Below are 20054 nucleotides of genomic sequence, written 5' to 3' on the forward strand. Positions count from 1 at the left end.
GACTTTTAGTCCTTGCCTTTTTATTCGTTTTCTTCTTGTTGTGTTAACCAATATTCCCAATTATCGTTTTCAGTCGATAATTTTTCATTAATTGCGTCAATTTCAGATTGGAATTCAGCCATTTTACTATAATCAGTTGCGTATTCAGGTTGAGCCATTTGTTCTTGAATAGCTTCAATCTGACTTTCATACTTTTCAATATTTTCTTCAGCTTGAGCAATCCCACGTTCAATTTTGCGAATTTCTGCTTGGCGTTTCTTTTGCATCGCATAATCTTCTTTACCACCGGTATTGCTTGATTTTACTTGTGCTTGTTGGATTTGTTCATCGGTTGGCTTGATAATCTGTTCTTTTTTCTCTAAGTAATAGTCGTAATTACCATCAAAAACATAAGCTTGATTATTTTTAACCTCAATCGTTGTGGTTGCTAGTTCATTAATAAAGTAACGGTCATGAGAAACGAATACTAATGTCCCATCAAACTCTCGTAGTGCTTTTTCAAGGACTTCTTTAGCATCAATGTCCAAGTGGTTAGTCGGTTCATCCATAATTAAAAAGTTGTGATTTTCCATCGACAATACGGTTAAGGCAAGACGAGCACGCTGTCCACCAGAAAGTTGACCGACGCTTTTTTCAATATCGTCTGCACCAAATAGAAAACTAGCCAAAACACTGCGGATTTCTTTTTCAGGTGTTAAACGATGACGATTCCAAACGGTATCAATAACTGTTTCTTTGGAATTAAATTGAGAAATTTCTTGATCATAAAAACCAGCAGAAACATTGGCACCAAATTTATAACTACCTGCAAGAGGTTCTAGTTGCTTAACGAGCGTTTTGAGTAGGGTACTTTTACCAATTCCATTAGCACCTAAGATAGCAACACGGTTGTGTTTATTAACTTGCAAGTTGATATCTTTAATCATTGGGTCGTTTTTTTCGTAACCGACACTCATATGATTAATGAGTAGGGCTTCTTTACCACTTTGCTTGTCGACATTGAATTGCATATTCATTTGACTATGATGTTTAGGGGGTTGAATACGGTCCATTTTTTCAAGTTGTTTGCGACGACTTTGAGCACGCTTGGTTGTTGAAGCACGGACAATATTTTTTTGAATAAAGTCTTCTTGCTTTTTGATTTCAGCTTGTTGTTTTTCGTAAGCTTCTTGATTTTGACGGTCCATTAATTCACGTTGTTCCACATATTTTGAGTAGTTTCCTGTAAAGTGTGTTAACTTTTTGAAACTTAATTCATAAATCTCAGTTGTAATCGCATCTAAGAAGTACTGGTCGTGAGAGACTGCCAAAATAGCACCAGAATAATTCTTTAAAAAGGTTTCAAGCCAAGTTAACGTTTCAACATCTAAGTGGTTAGTTGGTTCATCAAGAACTAATAAATCCGGTTTTTTAAGTAAGAGCTTAACAAAACCTAATCGTGTTTTTTCACCACCAGATAAAGTACTAATCTTTTGATGATACGTTGATTCATCAAATTTAAACCCATTTAAAACAGTTTTGATATCAGTTTCATAAGTGAAGCCACCATTAATTTGATAATCATACTGCATTTGATCATAGCGTTTGAGCAGTTCTTCATCAGGGTTTTCTTGCTGAGCTAACTGCTCTTGAATCGCGGTCATTTTGTTACCTAATTCAATCAAGGGTGTAAAAACTTGCAACATTTCATCCCAGATAGTTTCGTTAGTATCAAAATTATGTTCTTGTGCAATATAACCAATTTCGATATTTTTGGGCGTTGAAATATGACCAAGTGAAGGCTCTTCTTGTCCTGTAATCATTTTAAGTAGGGTACTTTTACCCGCACCGTTTGGACCAACTAGTCCAATACGGCTTTTGTTTTGGATTTCAATATCTAGGTTTTCAAATAAGACATCACTCCCAAAGTGACGTGCTAATTGTTGTCCTTGTAAGATAATCATTATTTCACCTCATTTTTCTTCACTGTTTAGCATATCATAATTCATCGTTTTATAAGGGATTTTAAAGATTTTTTAGCATTCAACTTTTTTTCTGCTAAAAACTTGCACTTTTTCATAAAGATGATATTATTTACTTAGAAGTTAGCACTTGTTTTATAAGAGTGCTAATCATTGTAGGAGGGAAATTAAATGTTAAAACCTATTGCTGATCGCGTGATTTTAAAAGTTAAAGAAGATAAAGAAGAAACCGTTGGCGGAATTGTTTTAGCAAGTAGTGCTCAAGATAAACCACAAGTCGGTGAAGTTGTCGCCGTTGGGCAAGGTGCTCGAACTCGTGAGGGTCAACGCCTCCCCTTGACTGTTAAAGTTGGAGATAACGTTTATTATGATAAATACGCAGGTACAACCCTAAAATATGAAAATGAAGATTACTTAGTATTGAAAGAAAACGATATTTTAGCAATTATTGATTAATTTTTTAATGAGGTGAAGTTAAAATGGCAAAAGAAATTAAGTTTTCAGAAGATGCACGTCGTGCAATGTTACGTGGTGTTAACAAATTAGCGGATACTGTTAAAGCAACTATTGGACCTAAAGGTCGTAACGTTGTGTTAGAAAAAAGTTATGGCTCACCAGAAATTACAAACGATGGTGTGACGATTGCAAAATCAATCGAACTGGAAGACCACTTTGAAAATATGGGAGCTAAATTGGTAGCTGAAGTGGCTTCAAAAACCAATGATATCGCCGGAGATGGAACGACAACAGCGACTGTACTAGCACAAGCAATTATTCAAGAAGGATTAAAAAATGTTACTTCTGGTGCTAACCCTGTGGGTATTCGTCAAGGGATTGAATTAGCTACTAAAAAGGCCGTTGAAGAACTACATAAAATGTCACACAAAGTGGCTAATAAAGATGAAATCGCACAAGTTGCGTCAATCTCAGCAGCTAATGAACAAGTTGGACGTCTGATTGCAGATGCGATGGAAAAAGTTGGTAATGATGGTGTTATCACAATTGAAGAATCAAAAGGTATTGAAACTGAATTAAGCGTGGTTGAAGGGATGCAATTTGATCGCGGTTATTTGTCACAATACATGGTAACTGATAACGATAAAATGGAAGCAGACCTTGATAACCCATACATTTTAGTAACTGACAAGAAAATTTCAAATATTCAAGAAATTTTGCCTCTATTGCAAGAAATTGTTCAACAAGGGAAAGCCTTGATGATTATTGCTGATGATATTGATGGGGAAGCATTGCCAACACTTGTGTTGAATAAAATTCGTGGAACTTTCAATGTTGTCGCAGTTAAGGCACCAGGTTTTGGTGATCGTCGTAAAGAGCAACTAGCTGATATTGCAGCTCTTACAGGTGCAACTGTTATCACAGAAGATTTAGGCCTAGAATTAAAAGATACAAAACTAGAACAACTTGGACAAGCCGGTCGTGTTACTGTAACAAAAGACAATACAACAATTGTTGAAGGCGCAGGCGATAAAGCGGCTATTGCAGAACGTGTTAATACCTTGAAAAAACAAATTGCTGATTCAACATCAGACTTTGACCGTGAAAAATTACAAGAGCGTCTAGCAAAATTAGCTGGTGGTGTGGCTGTAATCAAAGTTGGTGCAGCAACTGAAACTGAGTTAAAAGAACGCAAATATCGGATTGAAGATGCACTAAATGCTACTCGTGCAGCTGTTGAAGAAGGATACGTTGCTGGTGGTGGTACTGCATTGGCTAACGCTGTGAAAGCAGTTGCTTCTCTTGAAGAAACTGGCGACGTGCAAACAGGTATTAATATCGTCAAAGCTGCTCTTGAAGCTCCTGTTCGTCAAATTGTAACGAATGCAGGTCTTGAAGGTTCTATTATTGTCGAACGTTTGAATAATGAAGACCCTGAAGTTGGCTATGATCCCGTAACTGACAAATGGACCAATATGATTGAAGCTGGTATTATTGATCCAACTAAAGTTACACGTTCAGCTCTACAAAATGCCGCATCTGTTGCCGCATTGATGCTAACAACTGAAGCTGTTGTGACTGAAGTTGATAAAGATAATGAAACAAATCAAGCACCAATGAACCCAGGAATGGGTATGATGTAGCCTATTAAATTTCATAAAAAGAAGCCTATGGAAGTTATAACTTGCCGTAGGCTTTTTTATGTGGCACAATAACGCTGTTGTAAATCTTAAATTTTTTTAAAATTATGGTAGATTTTACAGATTAAATAGCGTAATATTTGTGAAGTTATTGAAAAAGTTCATTATGTGGAGGTGCCCGTGATGGGACAATTTAAACGTTTGATTTTAGGAAAGCCTTTAAAATCAAATGAAGAAGGCGACCAAAAGCTAACCAGATTCAAAGCGCTAGCGATGTTAAGTTCAGATGCTTTATCGAGTGTGGCTTATGGGACTGAAGAAATTGTAATGGTGCTGGTAACACTTTCTGCAGCAGCAATCTGGTACTCACTACCAATTGCCTTTTTTGTTTTAGTGCTACTATTATCTTTAACAATTTCTTACCGTCAAATTATTCGTGCCTACCCAGATGGTGGTGGAGCTTATAAGGTATCTAGTGACAATTTGGGCAAATCATCAGGACTTGTTGCTGGTGGTGCACTATTGATTGATTACATATTAACGGTGGCGGTTAGTGTTTCAGCTGGTTCTGAAGCGATAACATCTGCTATACCAGCTCTCTACGGGCATCAAGTCGCAATAGCGATTACCATTATTATTATTTTAACCATTTTAAATTTAAGAGGATTAAGTGAATCAGCTAATTTCTTGATGATTCCAGTTTATCTCTTTATCGGCTCAATTTTACTGATGATTGGTGTTGGATTATTTAGAATTATGGCTGGTCAGATTCCTTATCACGCTGCTTCTCCAGTTGGTGGCGTTGTGCCAGGAATTACGGCAGCGTTAGTGTTAAAAGCATTCTCCAGTGGCTCATCATCACTAACTGGTGTTGAAGCTATTTCAAATGCTGTTCCATTTTTCAAAAAACCTCGTGCTAAAAATGCAGCGGGGACATTGACTATTATGGCGATTGTTTTAGGAATTTTCTTTGCAGGAATTACATTCTTAAACTACTGGTACGGTATTGTGCCAGAAGAAAAGGTAACGGTCTTATCTCAAGTAGCAGCTAAGACTTTTGGCGGTGAAAATATTTTCTATTACATCGTGCAGTTTGCAACAGCCTTTATTCTAGCTGTTGCAGCTAATACTGGGTTCTCTGCGTTCCCTGTATTATCATCAAACCTAGCTAAAGATAAATTTTTACCTCATAACTATATGGATCGTGGTGATCGTTTAGCTTACTCAAACGGAATTTTGACATTAGCAATCGGTTCAATTATTTTAATTGTGCTATTTGGTGGTGTAACATCAAAACTAATTCCACTTTATGCAGCAGGTGTATTTATTCCATTCACCTTGTCTCAAACAGGGATGATTGTAAAATGGTATAAAGAAAAGCCAAAACGTTGGGTAGCTAAAGCATTCGCAAACTTTGTCGGTGCATTTATCTCATTTGCTATTTTGATTATCTTAATTGTCTTTCGTTTAGGCGAAATTTGGCCATTATTTGTTATTATGCCATTTTTAGTTTGGTTCTTTTATAAGATTAGAAACCACTATGAAAATGTGGCTGAACAATTACGATTGGAACAAGAAGGCGCAAAATATCACCACTATGATGGGTCAACAGTTATTGTACTTGTTTCAAATGTGACACAAGTAACAAAAGGTGCGATTGCTTACGCCCAATCAATTGGGGATTACGTGATTGCTATGCACGTTTCAATGGATGAAAACCCTGAAAAAGAAAAAGAAACGCAAGAACAATTTAGAAAAGACTTCCCAAACATTCGATTTGTGGACGTTCACTCTTCTTATCGTTCTGTGATTAAACCAGTTGTGCGATTTACGGGTGTTATTTCTAAAAACGCACAACAACGTAATTTCTCAACAACGGTATTGATTCCACAATTTGTACCTAATAAACAATGGCAATTAGCCTTGCATAACCAAACTGCTTTAAGATTGAGACAAGCGTTTAGTAAACATGAAAATATTATTGTTTCAACTTACAGCTACCATCTAAAAAAATAAATAATCTGTTAAATAAGGGACATAAAATGTTCCTTATTTTTTGTTATAATTAAAGGGAATAAGAAAAAGGGAACGATGAAAATGGCAAAATCACAAACTCCAATGATGAAACAATATTATGAAATTAAAGCAAAATATCCCGACGCGTTTTTATTTTATCGTGTAGGTGATTTTTATGAACTATTTGAAGAAGATGCAGTCTTAGGGGCAAAGCTATTAGAACTGACCTTAACTTATCGTAATAAAAATACAGAAAATAGAACGCCAATGGCAGGAATGCCCCACCATGCTATCCAAAATTATATTGATAGCTTAGTTGATAAGGGCTACAAAGTCGCTATTTGTGATCAAGTTGAAGATCCAAAAGATGCTCAAGGAATGGTTAAGCGTGAAGTGGTACAACTGATTACACCAGGAACCATGATGGATGAAAAGCCAGAGCAAGCAACTGAAAATAATTACTTGACTTCAGTTAGTTTTGAAGAAGCCGAATATGGGCTAAGTTATTCCGATTTGGCAACTGGTGAAGTTCAAACTACTCATTTTGATACTTTTGATTCGGTTTTTAATGAATTGTTGTCGTTACAAACTAAAGAAGTGATTTGGTCTGGAGAATTGACTGCACCGCAACAATCTATACTTAAAAAAGCTAACATCTTAGTTTCTACACCTGTTGTAGCTACACAAGGCGAAAGTGAACAAGAATTTGTGAGTCAGCGATTGACTAACAATAGTGAATTACGAGCAACCAAGCAATTGATTCAATATATTGTTGAAACGCAAAAACGCCAACTTGCTCACTTACAAATTGCAAAAAGTTATGAAGCCAAGTCTTACCTGCAAATGAGTCATGTCGTTAAGCAAAACCTTGAAATTACGCAATCCAGTAAAACGCACAAAAAAATGGGTTCTTTATATTGGTTAATGGATAAGACTAAAACTGCTATGGGAAGTCGCTTGCTAAAACACTGGCTTGAACGTCCCTTAGTACTTGAAAAAGATATTTTATATCGCCAAAACATGGTACAGGCTCTATTAGATGATTTCTTTACACGTGAAGAAATTGCGGATGCTTTGAAGAACGTTTATGATTTAGAGCGACTAACGGGACGTGTTGCCTTTGGAAATATTAATGGCCGTCAAATGCGTCAATTAGGCCAATCATTAAGCCAAATTCCAAAGATTATTCAGTTGTTGGATAGTTCAGATAATGAATTTTTACAAAAATATGCAGATGAGATTGTCGACTTATCAAGTTTAGGAGAAAAAATCTTAACAGCTATCGTTGATGATCCGCCTATTTTAGTTACAGAAGGTAGCTTAATTAAAGAGGGTTATGATCAACAATTGGACGAGTATTATCATGCGATGCATAACGGAACTAAGTGGTTAGCAGATTTAGAACGACAAGAAAAAGAAGCAACAGGAATTCCTAGTTTAAAAATCGGCTATAATAAAGTATTTGGCTATTATTTAGAAGTGACCAATACGCACAAAGATAAAGTTCCTGAACGTTATGAGCGTAAACAAACGTTATCTAACTCAGAGCGTTATCTGACACCGGAATTAAAGGAAATGCAAACGTTAATCTTACAAGCACAAACTAATTCTGTTGATTACCAATATGACTTATTTGTTTCTTTACGTGATGAAGTTAAGAGTCACATCAAATTATTGCAACAACTATCTCACAGTATTGCAGCATTAGATGTTTTAACCAGTTTTAGCGTTTTAGCTGAAGATAAGCGATTAGTTAGACCACAGTTAACCACTGAACATACCATTGCAGTTGAAGAAGGTCGTCATCCAGTTGTAGAAGCCGTTTTAGAAAATGATCAGTATATTCCAAATAATATTGAGATGGATGAAGAAACGGATATCTTTTTAATTACAGGACCTAACATGTCAGGTAAAAGTACTTATATGAGACAAATGGCACTTATTGCAATTATGAATCAAGTCGGCTCATTTGTACCCGCTGCATCGGCAAAATTACCGATTTTTGATAAGGTATTTACTCGAATTGGGGCTGCTGATGATTTAATATCAGGGCAATCAACATTTATGGTAGAAATGAATGAAGCTAATCAAGCTTTAAAACATGCGACTGCTAAATCTTTGATTTTATTTGATGAAATTGGTAGAGGAACCGCAACCTATGATGGGATGTCACTAGCTGGTGCAATTATTAAGTACTTGCACCAAAAAGTTGGTGCTAAGACATTATTTGCAACGCATTATCATGAACTGACAGCTTTAGAGCAACAATTGCCACATCTAAAAAATGTTCATGTGGGTGCCAGTGAAAAAGATGGTAAACTAACCTTTTTACACAAAATTATTGCAGGTCCAGCAGATCAGTCTTATGGGATTCATGTTGCACAACTAGCAGGGTTACCTAAAGAAGTTATTGTTCAAGCAAATCAAATGTTACAGGAATTTGAAGGTCAAGATAAAGCTCAGTTAGTTGAACCTGATAATCAGCTAGATTTATTTACTGCAGAGTCCCTTGAAGAATCGACAACTAAAACGCAAACCGAAAACTCAAATCAAACTAATCAGCAAATTATTAATGAAATTAAGTCAGTTAATTTGATGAATAAAACACCATTTGAATTAATGAATTTAATGAATCAATGGCAGCAAAAATTGACTGAAGATTAAAGAAGTAAGGAGTTGCAAGATGACACAAATTCGAGAACTTTCTCAAAAATTAAGTGATCAAATTGCTGCAGGTGAAGTAATTGAACGCCCAAGTTCAGTGGTTAAAGAGTTGGTTGAAAACGCAATTGATGCTCAAGCAACTGAAGTTGATATTACATTTTTAGAAGGCGGATTAAAGCAAATTATCGTATCTGATAATGGGACAGGTATAGCTGAAGATGATTTGCCACTGGCTTTTAAACGTCACGCAACTAGTAAAATCACAACGACAGATGATTTGTTTAATATTTTAACCTTAGGATTTCGTGGCGAGGCTTTATCTAGTATTGCGGCGGTTTCACGAGTAGAAATTCTAACTAATACTGGTGAGCCTCAAGGGATTAAAGCTGAAATTATTGATGGTAAATTAACTTCTCAAGAACCTATTGCAGCTAAAAAGGGAACGCAGGTTAAGGTTAATGACTTGTTTTATAATACGCCAGCCAGATTAAAGTACTTAAAATCACAAAAAACAGAAATTGCTAAAATGATTGATGTTGTGAATCAACTTTCTTTGAGTTATCCTGATTTATCTTTTCGACTATTTAACGGTTCAAAACGTGTTAGTCAAACTGCAGGTGATGGCGACTTAAAGAAAAATATTGCAAATATTTACGGTCGTCAAATTGCACAAAAGATGGTCCCGTTTGCTTCTGAAAATGTAGATTTTGAAATCTCTGGTTTTTTATCTTTACCGGAAATGACACGTTCTAATCGTAACTATATGTCTATTTTATTAAACGGACGATTCATCAAAAATTATCAGCTATCTCGCAGTATGATTAATGGCTATGGCAGTAAACTAATGGTGGGACGATTTCCAGTTGTCGTTTTGAATATTAAAATGGATGCTAATTTAGTCGATGTCAATGTGCATCCAACTAAGCAGGAAGTCCGCTTATCTAAAGAAGCACAATTAAAAGAGTTAATTGAACAAACTTTTAAAGCAACATTAGCTAAAAATAATTTGGTACAAGATGGGCTAGATAACTTAGTTAAACCAGCTCAAACACAACCTAAGTATCAACAAACGGGCTTGAGTTTATCTAAACACCAACCTCGCCAATTTAACTATCCCAATGGACAAAAGTATTATCAAGTTGAAGAAGAGTCACAAACATTTGAAGTTAATAAGCAAACACATCCGGTGAATGTTTCAGATACTTGGTATGAGAATGTCCAAACTCAAATTACGCTCTCGCCGTTTGATGATGATAAAAGTAATTCTACTAAAACTCAAAGTTCAGAAAAATCGCAAACTTCACAATTTCCTGATTTAGAGTTTGTAGGTCAAGTGCATCTGACTTATCTTATTGCTCAAAGCGATGACGGAATGTATCTAGTTGACCAGCATGCAGCTCAAGAACGATTGAACTATGAAAATTATCGAGAAACTATAGCCGAAGTTTCAACTGATCAGCAAACCTTTTTAACACCTATGACAATCGAGTTATCAAATTCTGACTATTTGAAAGTTCAAAATTATTTAGAGCAGTTACAGGAATTGGGAATAGAATTACGTCCGTTTGGAGGCAATACGTTTATTATTAATTCACATCCAACATGGATGGTTGATAATCAGGAGAGTTTAATCCGTGAAATGATTGAGGCAATTTTGGATAATCCAAAACTGACACTAAAACAATTTAGAGAACAAACTGCGATTATGATGAGTTGTAAGAATGCGATTAAGGCCAATCATTATTTAAAACCAGAAGAAGCACAGGCTCTATTAGACCAATTGTCACAGGCTAAAAATCCTTATAATTGTCCTCATGGTAGACCGGTTTTAATTCACTTTAGTCAAAGTGATATGGAAAAAATGTTTCGCAGAATCCAACAAAGTCATCAACGAGATGATGGCGAATTAGGAGAATAATTAATGTATGAATATTTAAAAGGGACGATTGTCTCAATTAAACCCGACTATATTGTGCTTGAAAATAATGGGATTGGCTATTTGATTTTAACGCCTTATCCGTATCAGTATAAGCAAGAAGAAGCTGTTCAAATTTTTATCGAACAAATCGTACGTGAAAGTGAACTGACTTTATATGGATTTAAAAACTTAGAAGATAAACAACTTTTCAATTTGTTGAATCGTGTTAGTGGAATTGGTCCTCGTAGTGCTTTAGCAATTATGGCGAGTGAAGATGTTAGTGGCTTAGCTGCAGCAGTTGATGCGGGCGATATTAAATATTTGATGAAATTCCCAGGTATTGGTAAGAAAACAGCTTCTCAAATTGTACTTGATTTACAAGGTAAAATGGCCATTTACCAAGATGATTCACTGGAAACTGCCGACCAAATGAAGTCACAACCAGCTTCTGGTTCAAAAGAATTTGATGAGAGTTTACAAGCTTTACAAGCTTTGGGCTATACTCAGCGTGAAATTGATAAAATCAGTCCAAAACTGAAACAAACTCAGCTTAATAAGGTTGATGAATATGTTAAAGAAGGGCTTAGATTATTACTTAAAAAATAGAAAGGAGCTAATCGGTGAGTGAACGATTAACTAATCAAGCAGCAAACCCAGACGACAAAATGCTTGAGTTATCTTTGCGTCCGCAGTATTTAAACCAATACATCGGTCAGCATAAAGTTAAAGACGAATTATCAATTTATATTCAAGCAGCTAAAAAACGTCAAGAATCACTGGATCACGTATTACTTTACGGTCCACCAGGACTCGGTAAAACGACTTTAGCATTTGTTATTGCTAATGAGTTAGAAGTTAAGCTACGCAGTACAACAGGCCCTGCAATTGAAAAAGCCGGCGACTTAGTAGCATTACTAACTGAACTGAATCCAGGAGATGTGCTATTTATCGACGAGATTCATCGTCTGCCTAAAACGGTTGAAGAAGTCTTGTATTCGGCGATGGAAGATTTTTATATTGATATTATTATTGGTCAAGGAGAAGGGACACATTCAGTCCATATTCCATTACCACCATTTACGCTAATTGGTGCCACAACTCGAGCAGGACAATTGTCGGCACCACTAAGAGACCGGTTTGGAATCATTGAGCATATGAACTATTATGAAGAAGAGGACCTGCAACATATTATTGAGCGTTCTTCTTTAGTTTTTGATTCAAAAATTAAAGAAGAAGCTGCCCATGAGTTGTCTAAACGATCAAGAGGGACACCACGTATCAGTAACCGTTTATTAAAACGTGTGCGTGATTTTGCTGAAGTTAAAGAAGAAGAAGAAATTAGTCTAGAAACAACTCAGCAAGCATTAGCACAGCTGGAAGTAGATGATGCAGGACTTGATCAAGTTGACCGTAAATTGTTAATGATGATGATTGAAACCTATCAAGGAGGTCCAGTTGGCATCAAAACATTAGCGGCTAACATCGGTGAAGATCAAGAGACGGTTGAGACAATTTATGAACCGTATTTATTACAAAAAGAATTTATAAAGAGAACTCCTAGAGGAAGAGCTGTAACTCCTAAAGCTTACGCTCATCTAGGTATTAAAATGATGGAGAACTAGTATGCAATCAATAGATGAATTTGATTATGAGCTACCTGAAGAATTAATTGCCCAAACGCCACTTGAACAGCGTGATCATTCACGTTTATTAACGCTAAATCATCAAACCGGTGAATTAGATGATCGTCATTTTTATGATTTAATAGATGAACTACAATCAGGTGATGTTTTAGTCATGAATAATTCCCGTGTCTTACCTGCTCGATTATACGGTCAAAAAGCACACACACATGGTCATGTGGAATTGTTGCTTTTGACGCAAGAGCAAGGTGATCGTTGGGAAGTTTTAGTTAAACCTGCTCGCAAATTACACGTTGATGATGAAATCGCTTTTGGTGAAGGTCAACTAAGAGCAAAAGTAATCGAACGACGTGAAGAAGGAAAATTTCAAATTGAGTTTTCATATGAGGGTATTTTTTTAGAAATCTTAGAACAACTTGGTCAAATGCCATTACCACCTTATATCAAAGCCCATTTGGATGATAATGACCGTTATCAAACGGTTTATGCAAAAGAAAATGGGTCATCAGCAGCACCGACCGCAGGACTTCACTTTACTCCTGAATTACTGACAAAAATCCAACAAAAAGGCATTCAGTTAGCCTATGTGACACTCCATGTTGGACTAGGAACTTTTCGTCCGGTCGTCTTTAGTGATATTAGTGAACACAAAATGCATAGTGAGTTCTATCAATTAGATGAAGCTAATGCTAAACTAATTAGTCAAGCTAAAGCAGAAGGCAGGCGAGTGGTTGCAGTTGGTACAACAACGATTCGAACGCTTGAAACGATTGCGAGTCGGTTTGATGGTCAAGTTAAAGCAGATAGTGGTTGGACTGACATTTTTATCAAACCAGGATTTGAGTTTAAAGTAATCGATGCTTTTGTCACAAACTTTCATTTACCTAAATCCACATTAGTGATGCTAGTGGCTAGTTTTACCGGAAAAGACAATATTTTAAAGGCTTATCAACATGCTGTAGAAATGCGTTATCGTTTTTTCAGTTTTGGGGATGCCATGTTTATTTATTAATTAAAGATAGAATAGGAATCAGACAATAATGGCAGCAATTGAATATAAATTATTACATGTTGATAAACAAACAGGTGCACGTTTAGGTGAAGTTAAAACACTACATGGTACCTTTCAAACCCCTATTTTTATGCCAGTAGGGACCCAAGCAACCGTTAAAACCATGTCTCCTGAAGATTTGGAAAAAGTGGGTGCCCAAATTATTTTGGCTAATAATTATCACTTATGGTTAAGACCAGGACAAGAAATCGTTAAAGAAGCTGGTGGCTTGCACAAGTTTATGAACTGGAATCATCCCATTTTGACCGATTCAGGTGGATTTCAAGCCTTTTCATTGACTGATAATGTTAAGTTTAATGAAGAAGGAATTTCGTTTAAGAACCATTTATCAGGTAAGCCAATGTTCTTATCACCTGAAAAAGCTATTGAAGTCGAAAATGATTTAGGGGCTGATATTATTATGAGCTTGGATATGTTGACTGATTTTCATAGTGATTATGCTGAAATGCAAAAAGCTGTTAATCGTACAACGCGTTGGGCTGAACGTGGGCTTAAAGCTCATCAAAATCCGGATACTCAAGCTCTGTTTGGAATTGTGCAAGGTGGTGGCTATGAAGATTTGCGTAAGCAAAGTGCACGTGACTTAGTGAGTCTTGATTTTCCAGGTTATTCAATTGGTGGTTTGAGTGTGGGTGAAACCAAAGAAGAAATGAATCAAGTACTGGATTATACGGTGCCAGAGTTACCTGAAGATAAGCCACGGTACTTAATGGGGGTTGGGACACCTGATGCTTTAATTGATGGTGTGATTCGTGGTGTTGATATGTTTGACTGTGTCTTGCCAACTCGAATTGCTCGAAATGGAACAGTCATGACGTCAAAAGGACGATTGGTTATCAAAAATGCCGCTTATGCCCGTGATTTTGGTCCGATGGATGATAATTGTGACTGTTATGCCTGTCGTAATTATTCCAGAGCTTACATTCGTCATTTATTAAAAGCTAAAGAATCTTTTGGAATTCATCTAACTAGTTATCATAATCTTTATTTTCTGTTAGACTTAATGAAGCAGGTTCGTGAAGCTATAAAAAATGACCGTTTAGCTGATTTCAGGGCTGAATTTTTTGAGAATTATGGTTATAATAGTAAACATATGAACTTTTAGTAAGAAAAAATTAGACGAGGTGCCTTTATGGATTATAGTATTTTATTTTTAATATTGATTGCAGTTGGATTTTATTTCTTCATGATTCGTCCAGCACAAAAGCAACAAAAAGAACGTCAAGCTAAAATGTCAGCAATGAAAAAAGGTGACAAAATCATTACAATTGGTGGACTTCACGGTGTGATTGAAAGCGTTAACGAAGATGGTAAAACAGTTACAATTGATGCAGATAACTTGTTTTTAACTTTTGAACGTAATGCCATTCGTCAAGTGACACCTGGTGACACTGTTGAACCAGAAGATGAAACTGAAGAAACAAAAGAATTAGAATCAAAAGAAGAAACAACTAAAAAAGAAGATTAGTCGTTTGAGAAACACCGAAGGGTGTTTTTTCTTTTTAAAACCGTGACACTAATGTCAGAATAAGATATTGATTAAAGAAAACTTCGATGAGGGAGTGAAAATTATGAAAAAGAATTTACCCGTTTTGTTTGTGATTTTTGGTGGCTCAGGAGATTTAGCTCATCGCAAACTTTATCCGGCCTTATTTAATTTATTCCGGAAAGGTGCACTTCAAGAAAATTTTGCAGTTGTTGGTACAGCTAGACGTCCTTGGAGTGATGATTACTTTCAAGAAACGGTTCAACAAGCGATTGTTGAAAATGTTAACGCCGTTGATCGTGACTTAGTTGATCAATTTAGTCGACACTTTTTCTATCAATCACATGATGTAACAGATGAAAATCATTACATCGAACTCAACAATAAAATTGAACAATTAGAATCTCAATTTAAAACACAAGGTAACCGTACATTTTACTTAGCAATGTCACCTCAGTTTTTTGGAACAATCTCACAACACTTAAAAGCACAAAACTTAGTGACAGATACAGGCTACAATCGCTTAGTCGTTGAAAAGCCATTTGGTCATGACCTTGAAAGTGCAAAAGTGTTGAACCAACAAATTGGCGACTCATTTGCTGAAAAAGATGTTTATCGTATCGACCACTATCTTGGCAAACAAATGATTCAAAATATCATGTACTTAAGATTAACGAATCCTCTATTTGACTCGATTTGGGATAGTGAACACATCCAAAACGTTCAAGTTACACTAGCTGAAAGCCTAGGAGTTGAAAACCGTGGTGGCTATTATGAAACTGCCGGAGCTTTAAGAGATATGGTTCAAAACCATATCTTCCAAATTGCTTCACAAGTTGCAATGAAAAAGCCAGTATCCCTAACCTCAACTGATATTCACCAAGCTAAACAAGAAGTCTTAAATAGTATTCAGATGTATGATGCAGATGATGTTAATCGCTTCTTTGTACGAGGTCAGTATGCTGGAAATGATAGTGAAAACAGCTATCGAGAAGAAGAACAAGTGTCACCAGAATCAACGGTAGAAACTTTTGTGGCAGGTAAGCTTTTATTTAAAGCAGGTCCGTTACAAAATGTGCCATTTTATATCCGTACAGGTAAAAAATTGGCACAAAAAACGACTCGTGTTGATTTAGTTTTAAAATCATCACATGATTTATTTGAACAAAATCAAGATAATGTTATTTCAATTGAAATTGATCCAGAAAATAAATTAACGGTGACATTAAATGGGAAACAACTATCGCAAACAGACTTATCTAGTCTACAAATGAAGTTTGCTTATACCAAAGATGAAGTCGCTCAAATACCAGATGCTTATGAAAAACTATTCTACGATTTCTTGATTGGAGATAGAACCAACTTTGTACACTGGCATGAAGTTAAGACAACTTGGGACTTTATCGACCGTATCGAAAAAACTTGGCAAGAAGATGCTCAACCACCTTTTGCTTATCAAAATGGTTCAATGGGACCAAACGAGGTTTCACGAATTTTTGAAGGGACAACAGATAGTTGGGTATTTAAAGGTTAAAACTGGCTTTTTAAAGTCAGTTTTTTTGTCTGATATGAGGGATTAAATCATGACAGTACAAGATTGGTTGCCTAAAAACAAAACCGACCGCAAGATTATTCACTTAGACATGGATGCATTTTATGCTTCTGTTGAAGAACTAAAAAATCCACAACTCAAACAAAAAGCACTAGTTGTGGCACATGATCCAAGAAAAAATAATGGGCATGGTGTGATTACCACCAGTAATTATCGTGCTAGAAAATATGGCGTTTTTTCTGCAATGCCAGCGACCAAAGCCATTGAAAATATTCCTAAAAATGAGTTAGTTTTTGTAAAACCCGATTTCAAAACTTATCGCAAAGTTTCAAAACAAATTCATTGCATTTTTCAAGAGGTAACGGATTTAGTTGAAACGGTTGCATTTGATGAGGCATACCTGGATGTGACGCAAAACAAACTAGGAACGGATAAGACAACGATTGATTTAGCTAGTTATTTACAACAACGTATTCTAAAAGAAACAGGGCTGACTTGTTCAGTAGGGATTTCTTACAATAAATTTCTTGCTAAACTAGGGTCAGAGTATGCCAAACCTTTTGGCCGAACGATTATTCTGCCAGAGATGGCAACTGAATTTTTGAAAGATTATCCTATCAATCAGTTCCCAGGTGTCGGTAAGAAGACGTTAATGCGACTGCATGAACATGATATTTATACACACGAAGACTTAATTACAGTCAATATTCATGATTTTTTGCGTGATTTTAAGCGTGCTGGGTACGATTTATTACAGCGGGCTTTTGGAATCGATTTAAGACCTGTTAAAGCTAATCGTTTGCGAAAATCTTATGGCAAAGAATCAACCTTTTTAGAACCGATTCATACTAAAACCAAAGCTAAAAGAATGTTAAAATTATATTGTGATGAAATTCAAAATCAATTAACTACTGAAAATTTAAAAGCACAAACCGTGGTCTTTAAAATTCGAGATAGTCAGTTTAATACGGCAACTCGAAGACAAACACTAGCCCAAGCACAAGACCAAAGCACATACTTTTATCAAGTTGCTTGTCAGTTGCTTGATGAATTTGATACTGAATTAACAGTGGGTGTTCGCTTGTTAGGTGTTTCAGTTACGAATATTTTAGATTTTGAAATTCAGTCGATGTCATTACCTTTATTTCAAACACGATAAAAGCGTCACAAAAATAGCTAAGGAGAGATTGTATGCAAAAAGTAACAGAAATATTAAACTTAATTGAGCAGTACCAAACAATTATTGTTCACCGCCATGAAAATCCCGATCCAGATGCCTTGGGTTCACAAGGTGGGTTAGTTGGCGCTATTAAAGCAGGTTTTCCAACTAAAACAGTGCTAAAAGCTGGTGGGGATGTTGGTGATTTAGCGTGGTTTTCTACTATGGATAATGTCACAGAGGCAGATTATAAAAAGGCTTTGGTGATTGTCGTAGATACGGCTAACCGTCCTAGAATTAGTGGTGAACATTATCATCTTGGTGATGCCTTAATTAAGATTGACCACCATCCTAACGACGATGTTTACGGTGATATTGATGACGTTGATACAACTGCTTCTAGCTGTTCTGAAATGATTACGGAATTTATTCTTGCATCTAATGGTAAATTAGTGTTGAATCAAGAGGTTGCCAAATTATTGTATGGCGGTATTGTCGGAGATACGGGACGCTTCTTGTTTAACAATACAACGCCTCATACTTTAAAAATGGCACAAGCTTTACTTGAAACAGGAATTGATCATAGCCAAATTTCACGGACACTGTCTGAGGTAACATTTAAGCAAGCAAAATTACAAAACTTTGCTTTAGATTTACTCAGTATCGATGAAGTGGGTATGGGATCAATTACGATTACAAAAGAATTAATGACTAAATTAGACATTACTTTCCAACAAGCCAAAGCGGCTGTTTCAACACCTGGTCGTTTGAAAGAAATTAAAGCTTGGGTGACATTTGTGGAACAAGAAGACGGTACTTTCCGTGTTCACTTGCGTTCAAAAGGCACCATCATCAATGAAATTGCTAAAAAGCATGAAGGTGGCGGACATCCACTAGCTTCTGGAGCCATCGCTAAAGACGAAGCTGAAATGAAACAAATTGAAACTGAATTGCATCAAGCAATTAAAAACTATAGTAACGAGGACTAATAATGACTAGTATTTTTGAAAATGACTATTTAACTGATGCCGTTAAAAATGGTTTAGTTGAAATCGGATTTAAAAAACCAACGCCAGTTCAAACTCGCGTTATTCCAAAACTTCTAAAACGCCAAAGTGCTGTCGTACAGGCACAAACAGGTTCAGGGAAGACACATGCTTTCCTAGTACCATTGGTTAATAATTTAGATGTTGATATGAAAAACTTACAAGCAATTGTGACAGCACCCAGTCGTGAACTTGCCCAACAAATTTATAATAACTTAGAACAATTACTGAAGGCTTCAGGATTAGAAGCTAAGGCTCAATTGTTAGTTGGGGGATCTGATCGTCAAAAACAAATCAAAAAAGTTGAAAATCAACCGCAAATTGTAGTCGGAACACCGGGACGTATTTTAGATTTTGCTGAAAAGAAAATCTTAAACCTAGATAATGTTCAAACTTTTGTGATTGATGAAGCCGACATGACACTTGACTTAGGATTTTTAGATGATGTTGATAAAATTGCTTCAAGATTACCGTTGAAATTATCAATGAGTGTTTTTTCTGCGACAATTCCAGCTAAATTAAAACCATTTCTAACAAAATATATGGGACATCCTGATTATATTACGATTGATAATCCAGAAATCATTTCCCCAACTATTGAAAATGACTTGATTGAAATTGACGGTAAAAATCCAGATGGCACTATCTATCAATTACTGACAATGGGGCAGCCTTATTTAGCCTTGATTTTTGCCAACACTAAAACTCGTGTTGATGAAATTCATCATTACTTGAGTTCACAAGGCTTACAGGTAGCTAAAATTCATGGTGGTATTACCACTCGCGAAAGAAAACGTGTAATGCGTCAAGTTCAAAATCTTGAATATCAATACGTTGTGGCAACTGACTTAGCTGCTCGTGGGATTGATATTGAAGGGGTTAGTCATGTTATTAATGCTGAATTGCCTAAGGACTTGGAATTCTTTATTCACCGTGTTGGACGTACAGGCCGTAACCAAATGTCAGGAACAGCCATTACATTGATTGAACATCGTCAGTTAAACTTAGTGGCTGAACTTGAAAAAATGGGAATTAAATTTGCACCTAAAAAGATTGAAAAAGGTCAATTAGTCGAAGCAACAAGTCGTCATCGTCGAACAGACCGTCAATCTAAAAAAGAACAACTAGATCTAAGAATTCGTGGGTTTGTGAAAAAAGCCAAAGCGAAGAAAAAACCTGGATACAAGAAGAGAATTAGAGCTGAAATTGAAAACGATGCACGTCAAAAGAGAAAATTAGAAATTCGTCGCAAAAAACGTCAAACTCGTCGTAATCGTAAAAATGAAAATTGACATCAAAATGACTTCACACTATAATTAAGAAGTCAAAGGACATGCATGATGAATGTAGACTTGATAGAGAGAGCTAGTTGGTGGAAATGCTTAAGTCACTTCATGATGTGCTACCGATGAACTCATTTTTAATAGCAATAATAAAGAGG

Annotated in this window: 15 protein-coding genes; 14 read left to right on the plus strand and 1 reads right to left on the minus strand. The window is 36.0% G+C overall.

All coding sequences use genetic code 11. The features are described 5' to 3' along the window. Positions 1-20: 20 nt before the first annotated feature. Positions 21-1943 carry an ABC transporter ATP-binding protein gene (locus R4Y45_RS02855; RefSeq protein ID WP_339969077.1) on the minus strand — a complete coding sequence of 641 codons (1923 nt, stop codon included), beginning with the start codon at positions 1941-1943 and terminating at the stop codon, positions 21-23. A gap of 189 nt (positions 1944-2132) precedes the next feature. Here R4Y45_RS02855 and groES point away from each other — a divergent pair, with 189 nt between their 5' ends. From groES to R4Y45_RS02925, 14 genes are all read left to right on the plus strand, one after another. Further along, positions 2133-2417 (plus strand): co-chaperone GroES, encoded by a 285-nt coding sequence (gene groES / locus R4Y45_RS02860; protein ID WP_339969079.1) that lies wholly within the window; start codon positions 2133-2135, stop codon positions 2415-2417. Between the two features lie 23 nt (positions 2418-2440). After that, the gene (gene groL / locus R4Y45_RS02865; RefSeq protein WP_339969081.1) at positions 2441-4060 is read left to right on the plus strand and encodes a chaperonin GroEL; all 1620 of its coding nucleotides are present in this window, start codon (positions 2441-2443) and stop codon (positions 4058-4060) included. Between the two features lie 180 nt (positions 4061-4240). Continuing rightward, positions 4241-6073 carry an APC family permease gene (locus tag R4Y45_RS02870; protein ID WP_339969083.1) on the plus strand — a complete coding sequence of 611 codons (1833 nt, stop codon included), beginning with the start codon at positions 4241-4243 and terminating at the stop codon, positions 6071-6073. 81 nt (positions 6074-6154) lie between these two features. Further along, positions 6155-8737 (plus strand): DNA mismatch repair protein MutS, encoded by a 2583-nt coding sequence (gene mutS, locus R4Y45_RS02875; protein WP_339969085.1) that lies wholly within the window; start codon positions 6155-6157, stop codon positions 8735-8737. Positions 8738-8756: 19 nt separating this feature from the next. Then, complete coding sequence (gene mutL / locus R4Y45_RS02880) at positions 8757-10655, plus strand: DNA mismatch repair endonuclease MutL (protein ID WP_339969087.1); 1899 nt, start codon at positions 8757-8759, stop codon at positions 10653-10655. A 3-nt stretch (positions 10656-10658) separates the two neighbouring features. Further along, a complete protein-coding gene (gene ruvA, locus R4Y45_RS02885) occupies positions 10659-11261 on the plus strand; it encodes a Holliday junction branch migration protein RuvA (protein WP_339969089.1) in 603 nt (200 codons plus the stop codon). A gap of 14 nt (positions 11262-11275) precedes the next feature. After that, entirely contained in the window at positions 11276-12277 is a 1002-nt protein-coding gene (gene ruvB, locus R4Y45_RS02890; protein ID WP_339969091.1) for a Holliday junction branch migration DNA helicase RuvB, read from the plus strand. A 1-nt stretch (position 12278) separates the two neighbouring features. After that, on the plus strand, positions 12279-13310 hold the full coding sequence (queA, locus tag R4Y45_RS02895; RefSeq protein WP_339969093.1) for a tRNA preQ1(34) S-adenosylmethionine ribosyltransferase-isomerase QueA: 1032 nt from the start codon (positions 12279-12281) through the stop codon (positions 13308-13310). A gap of 28 nt (positions 13311-13338) precedes the next feature. Beyond that, positions 13339-14475 (plus strand): tRNA guanosine(34) transglycosylase Tgt, encoded by a 1137-nt coding sequence (tgt, locus tag R4Y45_RS02900; RefSeq protein ID WP_339969095.1) that lies wholly within the window; start codon positions 13339-13341, stop codon positions 14473-14475. 27 nt (positions 14476-14502) lie between these two features. After that, a complete protein-coding gene (yajC, locus tag R4Y45_RS02905; protein ID WP_339969097.1) occupies positions 14503-14838 on the plus strand; it encodes a preprotein translocase subunit YajC in 336 nt (111 codons plus the stop codon). 103 nt (positions 14839-14941) lie between these two features. Next, positions 14942-16390, plus strand: a complete 1449-nt coding sequence (gene zwf / locus R4Y45_RS02910) for a glucose-6-phosphate dehydrogenase (protein ID WP_339969099.1) — start codon at positions 14942-14944, stop codon at positions 16388-16390. A 49-nt stretch (positions 16391-16439) separates the two neighbouring features. After that, on the plus strand, positions 16440-17567 hold the full coding sequence (gene dinB / locus R4Y45_RS02915) for a DNA polymerase IV (RefSeq protein WP_339969101.1): 1128 nt from the start codon (positions 16440-16442) through the stop codon (positions 17565-17567). 32 nt (positions 17568-17599) lie between these two features. Continuing rightward, positions 17600-18556: a DHH family phosphoesterase gene (locus tag R4Y45_RS02920; protein WP_339969105.1), complete on the plus strand. Its 957-nt coding sequence runs from the start codon at positions 17600-17602 to the stop codon at positions 18554-18556. Between the two features lie 2 nt (positions 18557-18558). Next, positions 18559-19905, plus strand: coding sequence for a DEAD/DEAH box helicase (locus R4Y45_RS02925; RefSeq protein ID WP_339969107.1), 1347 nt, complete (start codon positions 18559-18561; stop codon positions 19903-19905). Positions 19906-20054: the final 149 nt, after the last annotated feature.

The sequence above is a fragment of the Holzapfeliella saturejae genome, assembly GCF_037546065.1.
GTDB lineage: Bacteria > Bacillota > Bacilli > Lactobacillales > Lactobacillaceae > Holzapfeliella > Holzapfeliella saturejae.